Genomic DNA, 16201 nt, shown 5'->3' on the forward strand with positions numbered 1-16201 from the left:
TTAATCTTCCCCTTCCAAGCCATTTTGCATAGCCTGTCTAACTGCCTGTAACCAGCTTTCCGGTGTCTGAAACTGGGTTTCCCGCGTGGCCATACACACGGCCACCTGCATACTGGAAGCTTTAGTTAGTTTTTCGCCACTGCGACAATCGCTGATGACATAATCAAATTTTAGGCAGCTCTCATATTCTTTTAAAATAACTTCAATGCGGATTTTTTGTCCGAAAACAGCCGGCCGCACATACTTTAGCTGCAATTGCACAATCGGCCAGCCATAACCATTAGCTTTCATGACATTGTAATCATAACCAATGGCACTTAAAAAAGCGCAGCGTGCCACTTCCAGATATTTGACATAGTGTCCATGCCAGACAATATCCATTGAATCAACATCAAAGAAAGGTACTTCCAGTACCGTACTGTGACGCAACTGCCTATGCTGCCCTGTCATCCTGATTCCAAAAGTCGAAAAAATTAAACCACTGTCTTGGTGCCTTGATGCAATAAGCACCCAGCAATTGAGCATACTGTCGAACATACTGCTCAATACACTGTTCCCGATGCTGCCGCTGCCAACGAACACTGGTAGCAAAACGCTGCAAGTACAAATGGTATTTACCCTGCTGTTTGATACAAAACAGTGTATTAACTGGTACTTTCAACAAGCCTGCCAATAACCACGGCCCTTGCGGCCAACGTGCCATTTGCTGTAGAAACGGTACGGCCACGGTTTTCTCTCCCCGTACCGGTACTCGGTCAGCAGCAATAGCCAGCCATTCACCACGCTGCACGCGCTCATTTAATTCCATCATCATTTTTGCATCCAATGATGTCACCTGAATCAGGCGAATCCGACAAGCACCGGCATCTTTTAATGCCTGATTGAATTTCACTGCATGACTGCTGTGAATCAACACATTCAAAACCAGATTCTGATGCTTTCTGACCAGAGCACGACAAATTTCTGTATTCCCCAGATGCGAACAGACAAATATCTGCCCAGTAGTCCCTGCAACTGGCTGTTCAATATCCTGATAAAGATCATCTGTGTCATGAATAATCAGGTCTTCATAACTGATACGCCCCTGCCAGACCGCAAAGCGGTCTACAATAGCCTGAGCAAAAGCATAAAACTGCCGGAAAACCGAACCTTTTCTGGCTAAAACTGGTGCCAGTTCAGTACAGCTTTGTGCAAGCAAATATTGATAGCGAGCCACATTACGGCGTGCTGCTGCCGCCGTCAGATAAAAATACGCTACCACCAGACAAATTATCGGCGACAAAATCCACGTCGGACAGTATTTAGCCAGATAACGGGTAAGCAACAAAGCTGTGTTACTGCCGCGTTCCTGCTGGTTTGCCCAGTGATGGATGGATTTAGTCATGTATTTTTCCTTTGCCTGCGGCGCCACAACAGGCTGGGTGCATGCAATAACATATTGATAAATAAACGCGCATGCATTTTGGAAATCAAGATATTGTCTTGCCAGACACGGAAATGCGAAATGCCATCAGGCGTATAAGTCACTGGCGTATCAATCCAGAAAAAAGCACAGCCACGCCAATGCAGGTGTACCAAAAGCTCAACATCAAAATCCATGTGATTGCCTATATGTTCGCTATCAATCACATCAATAGTCGGCGCCAGTGGATAAATGCGGAATCCGCACATCCCATCTCTGATATCCAGTGATAAAGTATTTACCGCCAGCCAGAAATTAGTAATCTTGCGACCATAAAGCCGTGCTTTGGGTGTATCGGCACCATATACCGGCCGGCCACAAACGACTGCCTGTGGCTGTGCTATGGCTGCTGCCACCAATTTTTGCGTATCTGCCAAACAATGCTGGGCATCAGCATCTACCTGCAATACATGAGTATAGCCATGCAAGGCAGCATACTTTATCCCATCCTTTACCGCTGCCCCCTTGCCCCCATTCAGGGCACGGTATATCACCTCAATATCAGGCTGTGCTAATTGTTGTAGTGCCGTTGTCGCTGCATCATCAGAACCATCATCCACAATCAGGCAATCTATTCCGAAAGCCTGCATTGCCTGTGCCACCTTACCTACGGTATGCACATGGTTGTAATGCGGAATCACTGCCAGCAATTTCATAATACATGACTCTCCCTATCAGGAATCACCAGCCGGCCAGAAGAAATTTTTTTGTCGTGCATGGTGCACTGAAAGGATATTTTCCGGCGTACACAATCACGTTTAAATACCAATTCCACAATATCAGCCGGCCGCAGAAAATGCTGGAATTTCAAGTTTTCCATCTGCAATGGTGCCTGAACTAACCATGAGCACTGTTGCAGTAACTCTATAATCCATTTTATCTGGATAACCCCCGGTACCAGATGAAAAACATCGAAATGGCCTCTGAAATACACCAGATCAAGTGGAATCTGTATGCGTAGCCAATATTCATTGTCTGCAACAGCTTTTTTATCTAAAACAACAGGATGGGTAACAGGCTGTAAAATAGCCTGTTGTACGTCAACTGGATTCAGCTTACTTTGGGCATTGCGGGGTAAAGCAGTTGTAAATCGCCAGTGACGCGGCAGCGCAATCTTTTCCTGACTTCCAGCCAGCCACTCTTTCAACTGAAGGATAACCTGTTTGCGCCCCTGCTCACGCCAAGCCTGAATACCGGCATTATTCAAAGCCACCCATGCGGCCAGATGAGTGCCCTCAGGATGCTTCAAAATGTGAATATCAGCCACCCACTCATGAGTCATGAGCTTATTTTCCAGTTGCATCAGGGAAATGCGTTTATCAGCCAGTTTAATGATGCGATCCAGCCGTCCCAATAGTTCAAAACCGTTTTCGTACTCAACTATTGCATCAGCCAGAATCTGTTCTGTCGTACAGCGCGGTGACTGAATAGCCAAGCCATTCTCATCAACTCTATGGCTGACATCCTGAAAAAACTGCCAGTAAGGCTGGTCACTTCGATAGCCTACTGCACCAGTTTCAGTACTACCGTAGATTTCTACTACATTAGGACAGATATGTTCGAGTAGAAAAGCCTTACTGGTTTGTGCCAGTACACCACCAGCAGAAATAACCGCAACGACATGTCCTTGCGCTAGAGAAATATCATGGGATAAGCGCAGAGTATGCAGCAGAGTGGGACTGCTAACCCAGATAACATTCCTGTAAGTCTGACTGGTCACCAGCAGCACTTCAGGAAAAAGCAGACGCTGCCGGTAAACAGGCAAGCCCAGATACAGACTGAGCATAATACGAAAACTTAAGCCATACATGTGCTGCACACTGACGCTACCCAGCACAACCGGCCGGTCTTGAATCATTGCACTCGGCAGTGTTGTGGCCAGTATCTGTGCTTCAAGGCATAACTCGTGCCAGTTTTTATTAATCACTTTGGCCACACCTGTAGAGCCAGATGTTTGCAGGACAACAGCAATATTATTCACAAAATGACAATTTGCTTCTGCGCAGCCAAGTGCAGCCCACCTTGACGCTGGCAATGCAGGTATAGCAAGTTTATCTGTAATCTCATCAGTCAGATAAATATCTACCGTCTGCTCCAGCCACAAGCAGTTATCATCAGACAGACTGGCCGGCAGATAAACATCAATATCTGCCTGCACACAAGCCAATAAAGCAATGGCAAAATAAGCAGCATCATCAAAATACAGGCCAGCACGCTTCACCGACTGATCAGATAAATACTGACTTAATGCGGTTATTTGTTGCATAGCCTGCTGCCAGCTCAAGCTGTCTGCACCAGTAGCAAATAAAGCCTGACTATGGGTACGTTCTGCCCAGAATTGTTCTGCCATCATCATATTTATATTTTTAATCTTAGCCGTCGGTACAGAAATTCTCCGCCAAACAATATTCCCATCAGCAGATAAGAAATCACGCCGGTATACACCGCCCAAGCGTGCCAGTATTGACCCAGAATCAGGCCTGAAGTAAACAGAATATTCATGCAGAAAAAACCACACCATATCTGCGTAACCCGTCTGGTATAGCGTACTCCGGTGTCAGGCAGGTCTGGATGCTGTAAACGGGCAAGACGTTCAATGATTGACTGCCGGCTAAACAAGCTGGCAGCAAACACCAGCAACAGCAGCATACTCACCATGACCGGATACCAGTACATGGCGGTAGTCGAATGCAACCAAGCCAACAGTACAAACACAAGCATCAGCGCACCCGACAATAATTTCTGTAATGTTTTTTTGTTAAACAAAGCCCGTAACAGCCAGATGATAGCCATCAGTACAGCAACCGGAATTACCCCAGTATATTTCTGGCCAAAATACCAGATAAACGGATACAGGATACTAACCAGAATAAGTACTGCATTAATGGCTGCATACAGCCTAGGCATTGTCTGCCTGTTTGGCCTTGTTCATCACTGCCTGAATCACATCAGCCACCGTACGCACGCTGCGAAAATCTTCTGCCTGTAATTTGTGCCCGGTCTGGCGTTTGATGTAATCAATCAAATCAATGGCATCAATACTGTCAATTTCCAAATCCGTAAATAAATCGGCTTCAGGCTTGATTCGCTCTGGTGCAATTTCAAACAGATTTTCCAATGCGTTTGCCAAAATGGCATAAATTTCCTGTTCAGTCATAAGCCGGCTTTCCCTTTTAAATAAAAACAGGTTATCTTCAGTGTTTACTTTGAATATAACTGGCTAATGAATTGACACTGAAAAAATGCTCACGCAGCTGACTGCTGTCGTTTTCCATTTGCAGGCCAAATTTTTTCTGGATTGCCAGTCCCAATTCCAAAGCATCTACAGAATCCAGCCCAAGGCCGTCATCACCAAATAAGGCCATATCATCACCGATATCATCTACTGTGATGTCTTCCAGCCCCAAACTGTCAATAATCAATTCTTTAATTTGAATAACTAAATCACTCATTCACTGCTTTCTTTTACTGCATTCATGCTGGAAATATTCCTGCAATTGCTGATTAAGTTTTCTTGCCGCTATGGGCAAAGGTTTGTGTTGTAACCACTGTTGTGGATCGATATCATCACCAACATAAAAATCATAATGAATTTTCTGTTTCGGCACCTGATACCAGGGTTGGTGCTTTTTCAGTGCCGGCGGATTCATCACAATCACTACCGGCGTAATCACACGGGCACTGCGCAACCCAATAGACACAGCGCCGCGATTAAAATTTATTTTGTTATCCCATCCAGTACGCGTACCTTCAGGAAAAATCAGCAGACTTTGCCCATCACGCAATACTGCATCTGCATCTTCAACAACTTGCAGCGATTCATCATTCGGTAAGAATCCACAGGCAAGTATTGGGCTTTTCATTACTGGGTTACGCAACAGATCTTTTTTAACAATACAATTAAGTGTGGGCACTTTAGCCAGCATAAACACCACATCCAGTAATGACGGATGATTTACCAAAATCAGTTGTCCGGGCTGTCCAAGGCGCTCAAAACCATGGTAACGAACAGTAATGACACCTGTAACACTTAAATAACGGATAAACGCAGCCCAAATATGCGCAACCAGCCGCCGTGCCCGTATCTGACTGGCCATACTGTTTTTTGCTGATGGCAAGATATAAGGCAACAGAATAATTTTAAACAGCAGCCCAAATACACCAAAAATCACAAAGCCCATTGCCGTTGCACACCAGCGCCACATCCAGTTGCACCAACCCATCAGCCAATCCGCCACTGCCAGACTCCCTGTTCAGCAGGTTGCCTGCGCACAGTCTGCGCGGTTACCTGTTGTACAATCCAATCCAGCGTACTACTGTAATAATTCAGTGTACCGGCCAGTGGTTTATCTGTATCCTCTGCCATCATCGGACTGTAGGTCAGACTTGCCTGTTCACCTGCGGTGAGGATTAACCCCAATGCCAGTGGAAATGGCGCACGCACTGCTGCTACGTTATATTCAGCCGCAATGGGTTCTTCCACTACTACCACCAAAACCTGCGATGCACCCTCTTCCAGCAAACCTACCGCTTCGGTAATGCCCATTTCCAGACCATTATATCGCGCGCTTAAAGCTATACATTCACTCATGTCCGCACGCATCAGCGACCACTGACCGACAATGGCATTATGCACAGACAAAGCAAATGAAGTCGGTGATAACTCTTCCTGTCGTATCAAGCTTTGCCACAATTGAAAACTGCGGTTAATCTCACCATCATGAGAAACAAAAACCACCGGACAGGATATATTTTCGGGCAACAGCGGCCATGACGCTGCAAACATCAAACGGGCAGCTGAGCTCAAACGACGTCTTTTCATGGCTGGTAAAAAAGAAACATCAATATCTCTGGCCGTTAAACCATTGATGTTCCTTCCCTGTGCTACCCATTGCTGCCAGTCTGCTAACGTCTGGTGAAAAGGACTAACCGCACGCCAAGCAGATATTGCAAACTTCATATATCCGTACAAAACATAATAAACTTAACATTATATGTAAATATATATCATCTAACAATTAAATATTTTCTTTAAGTGTTAATATAGTTCCTTTGAACTTACTATTAATATATATATTTAATTAAAAAAATGATCTATTAACTTTAAAAATATAATTAAAATCTATAGCATATAATAATATTATTGCACAATGCCATAATGTATTTAGCATGATTAAAATTTAACATAATTTAACCATACATGACTTCTGTATTTATGACTGAAATCGATAACAGAACACTGATCTATATACTTTTTCAGCAAAGCAGCAAATAAAGAATAATTTTGGGTGGGGGATACATTAACTTTCCCCAGAATAAGCTCTGGCCGCATTACGTTATATATCACCTTACGCGGCACTTTCATGTTTGTCTGTACAAATACCGGTAAACACACTGGCAATTATTACCAGCGATAATACAACGTTATTATCGTTGTGCTTACCTAAGCTAAACCGAAATATTCTATCGCGAAGCAAAACGTTATCGTCCTTCTGCCGTTCCATCCTTGACGCGAATATCGATTTTCGCGCCTATACCAGAATATAATTAAACAGACACAAGTATTTATTGCTGAACATCATATAGAGAGCAGGAATGAAGCGCATCTGAGATTTACCGGCTGAGCACAAAAGTCGCTGCCACTTCCTAAATACGCTAGGTTCAATAGGTCATACTATTTATGACAATAAAATAATAAATTATCTGATGCAACAGGCACAGATTTATCAGTATGCACCGCTTCTGATAACTGGATTAATATCCGTACAGTTCATATTTGTCTGGCAGGAAAACACTACTCCAGTGCATAGAAAAACTGAGCATCATGGGCTGACAGACGATGGTTAATCGCAGCTTCATAGCCTGAAAGCCATCTTCTGACAAATGAATCTCCCCTATTTCACACCAGCAAACCGAAGAAATGTCTCCCTGTCCTACCAGCCTTGGCTACAGTATTGCCGCCACAATACAGCAGGAAATTCACCTGCTACGGCAACAGACTGCGCAGCTGACACCATGCCGCCAGATTTAGCTTTTTCTAGCATAAAAATCAGCTATTGTTTTACCCTTATAAATAAACTCATTGTTTACTGCTAAGGTGCGCTAACACTGCCCTAACGGCATCATTTTCAGTTACAGACATTAATTATTGCTAGCTGTATTTTCAGCACTTATTTTTTAGTCCAGCCAGATTGCACTTAACATACGTCCGGTTTGCCCGTCACGCCGATAGGAAAAATAACGTTCGCGCTGTAAAACCGTACATTCTGTGCCGCCATAAACCTGATGTACACCCGCATCAGCCAGAGCTAGCCGCGCCAGCGCATAAATATCTGCTAGATAATGGTCATTACCAATATCGGTAAAGGCTGCCTGTGCCTTGGGCTGGCGCAGGCAAAATGCTTCCCATACTTCTATGCCAACCTCAAAGGCTTCCGGCCCGATTGCCGGCCCCAGATAAGCAAGGATTTCCAGTGGATTGACCTGCATGGCCTCTACCGTATTCTGTAATACCCCATTTGCCAGCCCACGCCAGCCGGCATGCGCCGCAGCCACTACAGTACCGGCACGGTCGCACAGCAATACCGGCAGACAATCCGCAGTCATAATGGCACAGGCTACTGCTTCGCCCTGACGGCAGAAGCTGGCATCGGCAGCTTCTGGCTTTCCAGTCTGCATTGCTGTTAATGCCGACACCGCATCGGTTACTTTAACACTGTGTATTTGATTCAAATAGGCCAGCGGTTTTGCCACCTGCTGCTGCACCAGTGCACGATTATGCTGTACAGCCTCAGAATGATCACCGACATGTGCACCAACATTTAATGCAGCAAATGGCGGTCGGCTCACGCCGCCCTGACGCGTAGAAATCAAGGTGTGTACATTAGCCGGTGCCGGCCATTCTGCCTTAAAAAAGGATTTTTTGTCCTGAGTCAGACCAAGTGCCTGATTCATGTCCCACTGGTTCATCGTACTGCCCTATTCGCGTACATAAATAACATCCACATCATAATCATCGTCATCCCAGTCTTCATCTTCCGCCTCAGTACCCAGACGCTGCTGCCACTCATCCGCGGTTTTAATGGCAGAATCCATGCCTGCCTGTAAACGCAGTACGGAGAGCAAATGATAAATATCACCCGGCAATGGTGCTTCAAACTGTATGGTTTCTTGTGTTTGCGGATGAATAAAGCACAGCCGATAGGCATGCAGTGCCTGACGCGCCAATGCTTTAACCGCTGCCTTGACTTCAGCTGTAGCCGGATGGCGCGGGTTGCCGTATAGCATATCTCCGGCCAGTGGATGGCCAGCAGCTTTCATATGCACGCGAATCTGATGGGTACGGCCGGTTTCCAATTGGCATTCGATATAACTGAAATCAGCATAACGCTCCAGTACCTTTACATGGGTAATGGCTTCCTTACCGCCAAAAGGCACAACGGCCATACGGGTGCGATTATGCGGATCACGCCCAATCAGGGTTTCAATTTTGCCATCAAAGGGTACGATGCCATCGGCTACCGCACGATAGGTACGTTTTACCGTGCGTGCCTGTAACTGGCGTACCAACTGTGTTTGCGCTGCCACAGTTTTGGCTACTACCATCAGGCCACTGGTATCCTTATCCAGCCGGTGCACGATTCCGGCTCGCGGCACCTGTGCCAGCGCCGGACAATAGGCAAGCAGCCCGTTGAGCAGCGTGCCCTGCCAGTTGCCCGCAGCTGGATGTACCACCAATCCGGCAGGTTTATTCAGTACCAGTACACAATCATCTTCATATATAATGTCCAGCGGCATGGGTTCGGGTGTAAAGGCTAGCTGGCTCTCATCCTGCTGAATGGCTACCTGTATGGTTTCACCACCGATTAACTTATACTTGGGTGGCACTACGCTACCGTTAACGGTAACATGGTTATCCTTTATCCACGCAGTCAGGCGGCTACGGGAGAATTCCGGCGCCAGTTTTGCCAGCGCTGCATCCAGACGCAAGCCGGCCAGTTCATTAGGTACTGTCCAATTTTTATAACTTTGTGCACCATCATCTGCCGCAAAGGGCAAATCATCGTTATAATCGTCATCATTCTCTAACAAAGAAGTGTCTTTCATGAAAAATTTGTTTTCGGCGGTGGCTTTAGGCTTGTTACTGAGTGCCTGTGCCAGCACAAGTACGGTCGATAAAGATTCCCAGATTACCCAGGACTGGTCTGTTCAGCGTCTGTACAATGAAGCACATGACGAGCTGATGCATCGTAATTATACGCATGCTGAGAAATTATACGAAATTCTACAGGCACGCTTCCCTTATGGTTCCTATGCGGAACAAGCGCAGCTGGATACAGCCTATGCTTATTATAAGGACGATGAAAACGACAAGGCACTGGCTGCAATTGAGCAGTTCCAGCGCCTGTATCCGCAGCATCCAAACATGGATTACGCGCTGTATCTGAAAGCACTGATTCAGCTGAACGAAGACAAATCCTTTGTCAACAAACTGGCTAAACAGGACTGGTCTGACCGTGATCCGAAAGCCAATCGCGAAGCCTATACTACCTTTGCTCAGCTGGTGCAGTATTTCCCTCAGAGTAAATACGCCGATGATGCCCGTGCCAAAATGCAGAAACTGCTGGAAGCGCTTGGTGGCAATGAACTTTCGGTGGCGCGCTATTACATGAAACGCGGCGCCTGGTTAGCCGCAGTAGGACGAGCACAGACAGTGGTTTCCCAGTACCAGAATACACCCAATGTAGAAGAAGCACTGGCAATCATGATTTCAGCATATGCGAATTTGGGAGAGCAGAAGCTGAGCGATGATACAAAACGTGTACTGGCACAGAATTTCCCAGATAGCCCTTATTTGCAGACACCATGGCAGGATCATAATGCCATTCCGTGGTGGCGTTACTGGAAGTAATTGCTGCGACAATCAGATATATTGTCTCAGACAGGCTAATCTTACGTTACGCTATCAGGCCAATATCAGTTGTATTGGCCTGATATTTTTGCATATTTTGCATATACAGTATTCACTATACTACCGGCAAGCTGCGCTGTACACAGACTTTAACCTCATATGAGCTAATAGTTTTTAGCACAAAACTCTATATTACGAACAATAAATTAAAACTAAAATATCAAGAGAGCCATTTAATGGTTTAAAACACCAAATACAAACTACCAAAACCTTTTTGTGGATAGCATATGAAAGCACTGATTTCAATTGACTACACCAATGACTTTATCGCTACCAATGGCGCGCTAACAACCGGATTGGTGGGACAATCAATTGAAGAAGAAATGGTGGATGTGGCCAGGACCTTTATTGAACAAGGCGATTTTGTGGTATTTGCCATTGATGCCCATCAAGCAAATGATCAGTATCATCCAGAAAATAAATTATTTCCGCCGCATAACATCATCGGTACAGAGGGGCAGGATTTATATGGTTCATTAAAACAACTGTACACAATAAACCAATCTAATCCACAAGTTTACTGGTTAAATAAACGTCATTATTCAGCGTTCAGTGGCACTGATCTGGATTTACGCCTGCGTGAAAGAAACATCACAGAAATACATTTAACTGGTGTCTGTACCGATATTTGTATTTTACATACCGCAGTTGATGCTTATAACCTTAATTATAAAATAGTCATCCATCAACATGCCGTTGCCAGCTTTGATACCACAGGACACAACTGGGCTTTAAAGCATTTTCAAAACACTTTAGGAGCAACCATAATCTGATTATTCTGATTAGCTCTTAACTCATCTTACTATCGATAAGGATTTTTGTCGTTCGTGGGTACTTTGTGTAACTACCTTCTAAAAGAATACAGCCTTAAAGTAGAAATTTCTCCATCAATCCACGAGAATCTAAATATGAAAAAATGGCTGAGCATCAAATTATCTTTAGTTTAAAAAAGCGCAAGCCGATGTTGCGGGTAAAGAACTATGCCGTAAATATGGAATGGGCAACTCAATTTTTTATAAATAGCGAAAAAAACACAACGGTATGAAAAGCTCGGATATCAATCGTTTCAAGGAGCTGGAAATTGAAAATCGTAAACAGATAATCGCCAAGCTGAGCTTAAAATCCCTGCTTCAAGAGGAAATCATAAAAAAGCTGTAGTGCCTATAACGACACCTAAAGCTTGCACGCAGGAACGACAAGCAAGCCATCTTCCTACTATTGCTATCAGCAGCTCTATTACAGGCTTAAGTAGCTGTGCTTGTTACTTCTCAGGGTAAAGCATAAAAACCGCATCTCCTATGTAGTCCACAGAAGTTATCCACACCCAATAAACAAAGTGAATGCTGGTCAATGGCTTTTATGAGTGGCCGCAGTCGAAATCAACATCATTTTAGAACTTTCAAGATAATAAATAATTTTAATCGAGAAACATTATGCATTGATATTGCAGTCATTTCACTGGCGGAGAGAATTGCCCCTCAATAAACTGTCTCAATCTATAGTTATCCATTAAAAATTCGGATGGATAACAGGCCAGAATTTAGCGGAAAACATTTACTAGCCGGGCAAAATCACGTGATATAACCATTAATCATATTCAATCAAGCAACCCATATCAAAATGGCATATTGAATGATTTAATCGTACGTATCCGACAGAGGTATTAGATTTATATCTTTTTAATAATCTGGCACAAGCAAGGAAAGAAACCGAGTAAGGGCTAACGATTTATAATACCAATTGAATATAAAACATTAAATTGAAATCGTAATTTTTAGTTATTTTGCATACTAAATATGGGATATTTATATTGGAGCAGGCCAGAAAATATATTTTTATACTTTTGGCAAATATTCACGTGCTAACCAGCGAATCTGCATCTGTGCATCTGGTAGTAATTGTTGTAATTCGGCTACCGCTGTTTCAACCAGTAACCGCCCGCACATGAAAATATCAATGGCAGCATAGTGGTGTTCCGGCCATGTATGAATGCTGATATGTGATTCCGCCAGTAACAGTACACCAGTTACGCCACCGCTGCCGCCAAAGGTATGAAAATGGCTGGTCAAAATATGCGCCTGCGCCACCTGTGCCACCTGAAGTAATACCTTTTCAATAGCAATAGCATCCTGCAACCAGCTACTATTCAGTTGATATACATCTAGCAGACAATGTTGTCCTATAGCATGATTAAGCTGCATTATTTATGCCACCGACCGCCGCTACCATAATAGCCGCCATGTGAAGAATTTACTGAGTTTGATTGATTATTAAATACAGCATAATTGCACCAAGTAAATATGATGACAATCAGGGCTGCTAAATAAAGGTTATATTTTTTGGCACTATCTGTAGATTCAAATATACCCCATTCCCGATAAGGAATTTTTACAAGCAATCCGTAAGTGATAAAATGAAATATTAATGGCGTGATGCCAAAATCATTATTAGCCAGCCCTCCTACAAATATCATAAAAAATATCGGAAAATTCAAAACAATAAATAAGGCCATCCAGAAGCTGGCAGTACGAACATCAATGTCGGGCTTCATGACAGTTTGCAAACGCCATTTTCTGATATTGCCTATAGTGAAATCTTTTGCCTTGATGCTTTGATGTTCGCGGACAATTTTAACGGCCTTATCAGCTGACAGTGGTTTTGCCTTGATGCTGATATTTTTATTACCCTGAAACCATGCGGCTACCAATGAGGCCGGAATACTGCTGACAACCGACCACGACTGTTCATTAGGGGTTAGCGTTGTGGATAATTTACGCTGTTCACAGCCATAATCGACGTAATACATACTGTCGCCCGGTGCTACCTGCCAATAAAAAGCACCAGCAGCATAGAGAACCTGAGCAGCATAATCATAAAGAAAAGGAATTTCGTCCTTTCTAAAATCAATTGGCTCTAATGGCCTGTTTAAGGTAGGCCAGTCATCGAGTGTTGAAGCCAGTGCCCATTGATTGTTTTCCAGCTCCAGCAGCCATAAAAAACCTTTTTTTGGGGAATAGAGCAGATATTCCGTCCAGCCAAGCGTTTCTGCTTCAGTTTCCTCATGCTCGGCTACCTGAATATATAAAGGTACGTCCTGCATGACTTTATTAACAGGTACTTCATACAGCACCATCGCGCCCAGTACCCACCAGCTTTCATTGCCAATCCGCGCTCTGCTGCCGATTTTAATGGTTAGGTGGCGCTCCTGGTGCTGGCGCATTTCACTAGTTGAATGCAGCTGGGCTGTTTCTTCCCCCATGTCCAGCTGGCTACGGCAATACTGGCACACAACATAATCAGCAACGCCACTTACCCAGCGGACTTCACCACCACAATTGGGGCATTTACCTCTTTTGGCGCTGCCCTTAACATGTCCGGCACGGGTGCGAATTTGCTCGGGAGTACGGGTATTTTGCAAACGCAGTGATTCTAATGCTATACCCTTACCGGCAAATACCTGTGGCTGAACCTTCCCGTCTGAATAATCCAGCGTGATAAAAGATGCACCATTGCGGCAATCGGCTACCTGAGCAGTTTCAGACTGAGGTAAGGGTATAGGCAACTCCCCCTCGGCCGCATACTGGCCACGCTGGATATTCCGGATATCTGCAACGGCATAACGGCGTTCTTTGTATTCGAAAAAGGTATTACCAATTTTCAGGCTGCTGAATTCAGGCAAGGCACGAAGATCAGACAGTGCTGGTTGCAGACGAGTGAAAACAAAGCGGTCGTTGGCTTCGGAAAGCCACGCACTGCTACCATCATGCATCAGCGCATGCCACTCATTCCACGATCCGGCATCGTAATTAACCTGCATGCGCCCGATCAGAGTAAATGGTTTGCCCTGCCACACACCGGTGGTACCGATTTGCAGTGGCGACAAATCATTTAAAACCGCAGAATGGCGGCCAGACTGAACCAATTTATTCTGATTAATTAATAAAACAGAATGACAATAACCACAAACAGCAGTTACCGCGGTGGCTGAATGAATGCCGATTTCAGCCCCGCAACTGGGACAGTTACTATGCAGTAGATAGGAAGAACTGTTCATACAGCTAATTAACCAGTGATTTTTTTGATAATCTCAGCCTTGGCTGTATCGTAATCATTCTGGCTAATCAGGTTTTGCTCCAGTAGGGTTTTCAGTTGTGCCAGTCTGGCAGTCAGGTCTGTGGCAGCAGTTTCAGCACCACCAGCAGGTGCAGCCGGTGTGGCTGTGGCACCGGTAATACCTGAGGTCATGACATTGGCTATATTCATTCCTGCCGCCAGCCCAGCGCCGATACCGGCAACACCGCCCTCATTCTGGGCAGCCAATGGGATGGCCTGTGCAGTCTGATACTGAGTATAACGTGCCATATCGCCAACTATACCCATACCCATGCGTTCATCCAGACGCTGTTGCAAGCTTTCGGGCAGGGTAATACTTTCTACGGTAAAGTTTTCCAGCTCCAGCCCGATGGCGGCAAATGCCGGTTGCAGCAAAGTAGTCATCTGCTGTGACAACATTAGCTGATTGGCGGCCATATCCAGAAAAGGAATATCAGAACTACCAAAAGCACTGGCTAACTGGGTAACGGCCAGATTACGCAACTGCTCTTCCAGTGTTTCAGTGCGATATTCCTCACATACGCCGCTTACTTCGCGAAAAAACACCGCCGGTTGGGCAATACGGAAAGAATACATACCAAACGAGCGCACGGAAACGGCGCCAAAATCACTGTCGCGAATGGTAACCGGCTGTGCTGTGCCCCAGCGTCTGGATAGCTGCTGGCGCATGTTGAAAAAGTACACATCGGATTTGAATGGCGACTGAAATAATTTACCCCAGTGTTTCAGGTTGGTGAGTAACGGCAGGTTCTGGGTATTCAGAGTAAACGTGCCGGTGCCAAACTGGTCAGCAATGGCTCCTTCATCCACAAACATGGCATTCTGGGATTCCCGTACTATCAGGGCAGCGCCATTCTGGATTTCCTGATCCTGTAACGGGAAACGCCACATTAATACCTCTGGGTCAGGATTTTCCCACTGGATAACGTCAATAAATTGTTTCTTGATGAAGCCACCCAAACCATTACTACCAAAAATTGAATTCAGTACCATTGTTCGTATCCAGATTTAAAAATTTGATTATTAACTTAATGCAGCAGCATTGAGAATGCCAATAGCTACAGACAGGCCAAAAAACAGAATGCCAACTGCGATATTATTGTTTGCCAGTTCCTGATTAGCTTTGGGAATAAGCAGGGTAGCAATAAAATACACCAGAATCTGCACAATCATGGCTGCCACGCCCCAGATAATGAAACTGATCAGGCTTACTGATTGCAGCATGCTGGAAATCAGGGTGATGCAAAAACCGATCATGGCACCACTAAGCGAAGTAGCACAGGCTATGTTCCCTTGCTTGATTAATTTTAGTTCGGCCATAGGGGTAATGCGCAGGTAGAAAACAATAAACCCAATGAGCAAAAGCAGGGCAACAGCGAAGTATTTTAAATACTGCAAGTACTGCCACAAGGTAATTGCCATATTTCATTTTCCTGATTATTTCTGCTCTTAAACATACCGTATAATAATAGTTTTGTATAGTATGTTTTTTACTTTAACCAGCAATAAATTAACAATTGAATCTGCACAGATTATCCTGTAGCCGGAGTAGCTTGGATTCAGGCTGTAATTAGGGGCTAGCAAGGCCGCTTTACAGTAACGGCAGGGCTTACTTGTGAAACTGGTACAAATCACTGTACCTGCAATATTAGAAA

General features: G+C 44.7%; 17 protein-coding genes. 2 read left to right on the forward strand and 15 right to left on the reverse strand.

The features are described 5' to 3' along the window. The 11 genes from MJ764_RS05660 to rluD all read right to left on the reverse strand — a co-directional run bounded on the left by MJ764_RS05660 (position 1) and on the right by rluD (position 9568). Positions 1-450: an acyl-CoA thioesterase gene (locus tag MJ764_RS05660; RefSeq protein WP_239325409.1), complete on the reverse strand. Its 450-nt coding sequence runs from the start codon at positions 448-450 to the stop codon at positions 1-3. Further along, positions 434-1384 carry an LpxL/LpxP family acyltransferase gene (locus tag MJ764_RS05665; protein WP_239325410.1) on the reverse strand — a complete coding sequence of 317 codons (951 nt, stop codon included), beginning with the start codon at positions 1382-1384 and terminating at the stop codon, positions 434-436. Before MJ764_RS05665 ends, MJ764_RS05660 begins: the two co-directional genes overlap by 17 nt. Beyond that, positions 1381-2118 (reverse strand): glycosyltransferase family 2 protein, encoded by a 738-nt coding sequence (locus tag MJ764_RS05670; RefSeq protein ID WP_239325412.1) that lies wholly within the window; start codon positions 2116-2118, stop codon positions 1381-1383. The genes MJ764_RS05665 and MJ764_RS05670 overlap by 4 nt, the downstream gene beginning before the upstream one ends. Continuing rightward, entirely contained in the window at positions 2115-3818 is a 1704-nt protein-coding gene (locus tag MJ764_RS05675) for an ApeI family dehydratase (RefSeq protein WP_239325414.1), read from the reverse strand. Before MJ764_RS05675 ends, MJ764_RS05670 begins: the two co-directional genes overlap by 4 nt. Positions 3819-3820: 2 nt before the next feature. Next, positions 3821-4369 carry a COG4648 family protein gene (locus MJ764_RS05680; RefSeq protein WP_239325416.1) on the reverse strand — a complete coding sequence of 183 codons (549 nt, stop codon included), beginning with the start codon at positions 4367-4369 and terminating at the stop codon, positions 3821-3823. Further along, on the reverse strand, positions 4362-4619 hold the full coding sequence (locus tag MJ764_RS05685; protein WP_239325418.1) for an acyl carrier protein: 258 nt from the start codon (positions 4617-4619) through the stop codon (positions 4362-4364). The genes MJ764_RS05680 and MJ764_RS05685 overlap by 8 nt, the downstream gene beginning before the upstream one ends. A gap of 37 nt (positions 4620-4656) precedes the next feature. Next, the gene (locus tag MJ764_RS05690; RefSeq protein ID WP_174829047.1) at positions 4657-4914 is read right to left on the reverse strand and encodes a phosphopantetheine-binding protein; all 258 of its coding nucleotides are present in this window, start codon (positions 4912-4914) and stop codon (positions 4657-4659) included. Then, entirely contained in the window at positions 4915-5685 is a 771-nt protein-coding gene (locus MJ764_RS05695) for a lysophospholipid acyltransferase family protein (protein ID WP_239325508.1), read from the reverse strand. Further along, a complete protein-coding gene (locus MJ764_RS05700) occupies positions 5685-6422 on the reverse strand; it encodes a beta-ketoacyl synthase chain length factor (RefSeq protein ID WP_239325419.1) in 738 nt (245 codons plus the stop codon). The genes MJ764_RS05695 and MJ764_RS05700 overlap by 1 nt, the downstream gene beginning before the upstream one ends. Positions 6423-7639: 1217 nt before the next feature. Next, positions 7640-8431: a peptidoglycan editing factor PgeF gene (gene pgeF / locus MJ764_RS05705; RefSeq protein WP_420853928.1), complete on the reverse strand. Its 792-nt coding sequence runs from the start codon at positions 8429-8431 to the stop codon at positions 7640-7642. 9 nt (positions 8432-8440) lie between these two features. Further along, positions 8441-9568: a 23S rRNA pseudouridine(1911/1915/1917) synthase RluD gene (gene rluD / locus MJ764_RS05710; protein WP_239325421.1), complete on the reverse strand. Its 1128-nt coding sequence runs from the start codon at positions 9566-9568 to the stop codon at positions 8441-8443. On the opposite strand from rluD, the gene MJ764_RS05715 reads away from it, so the two are divergent. Both MJ764_RS05715 and MJ764_RS05720 read left to right on the forward strand, forming a co-directional pair. After that, the gene (locus MJ764_RS05715) at positions 9567-10373 is read left to right on the forward strand and encodes an outer membrane protein assembly factor BamD (RefSeq protein ID WP_239325423.1); all 807 of its coding nucleotides are present in this window, start codon (positions 9567-9569) and stop codon (positions 10371-10373) included. The two genes, rluD and MJ764_RS05715, sit on opposite strands and share 2 nt — an antisense overlap. A gap of 287 nt (positions 10374-10660) precedes the next feature. After that, the gene (locus tag MJ764_RS05720; RefSeq protein WP_239325425.1) at positions 10661-11206 is read left to right on the forward strand and encodes a cysteine hydrolase family protein; all 546 of its coding nucleotides are present in this window, start codon (positions 10661-10663) and stop codon (positions 11204-11206) included. Positions 11207-12268: 1062 nt separating this feature from the next. Here MJ764_RS05720 and speD read toward each other — a convergent pair. From speD to MJ764_RS05740, 4 genes are all read right to left on the reverse strand, one after another. Then, entirely contained in the window at positions 12269-12634 is a 366-nt protein-coding gene (speD, locus tag MJ764_RS05725; protein ID WP_239325427.1) for an adenosylmethionine decarboxylase, read from the reverse strand. Beyond that, entirely contained in the window at positions 12634-14487 is a 1854-nt protein-coding gene (locus MJ764_RS05730) for a DUF4178 domain-containing protein (RefSeq protein WP_239325429.1), read from the reverse strand. Before MJ764_RS05730 ends, speD begins: the two co-directional genes overlap by 1 nt. Positions 14488-14495: 8 nt before the next feature. Beyond that, positions 14496-15506 carry an SPFH domain-containing protein gene (locus MJ764_RS05735; RefSeq protein ID WP_239325512.1) on the reverse strand — a complete coding sequence of 337 codons (1011 nt, stop codon included), beginning with the start codon at positions 15504-15506 and terminating at the stop codon, positions 14496-14498. 63 nt (positions 15507-15569) lie between these two features. Further along, positions 15570-15968: a DUF350 domain-containing protein gene (locus MJ764_RS05740; RefSeq protein ID WP_239325431.1), complete on the reverse strand. Its 399-nt coding sequence runs from the start codon at positions 15966-15968 to the stop codon at positions 15570-15572. Positions 15969-16201: the final 233 nt, after the last annotated feature.

The sequence above is a fragment of the Snodgrassella gandavensis genome (genome assembly GCF_914768025.1).
GTDB lineage: Bacteria > Pseudomonadota > Gammaproteobacteria > Burkholderiales > Neisseriaceae > Snodgrassella > Snodgrassella gandavensis.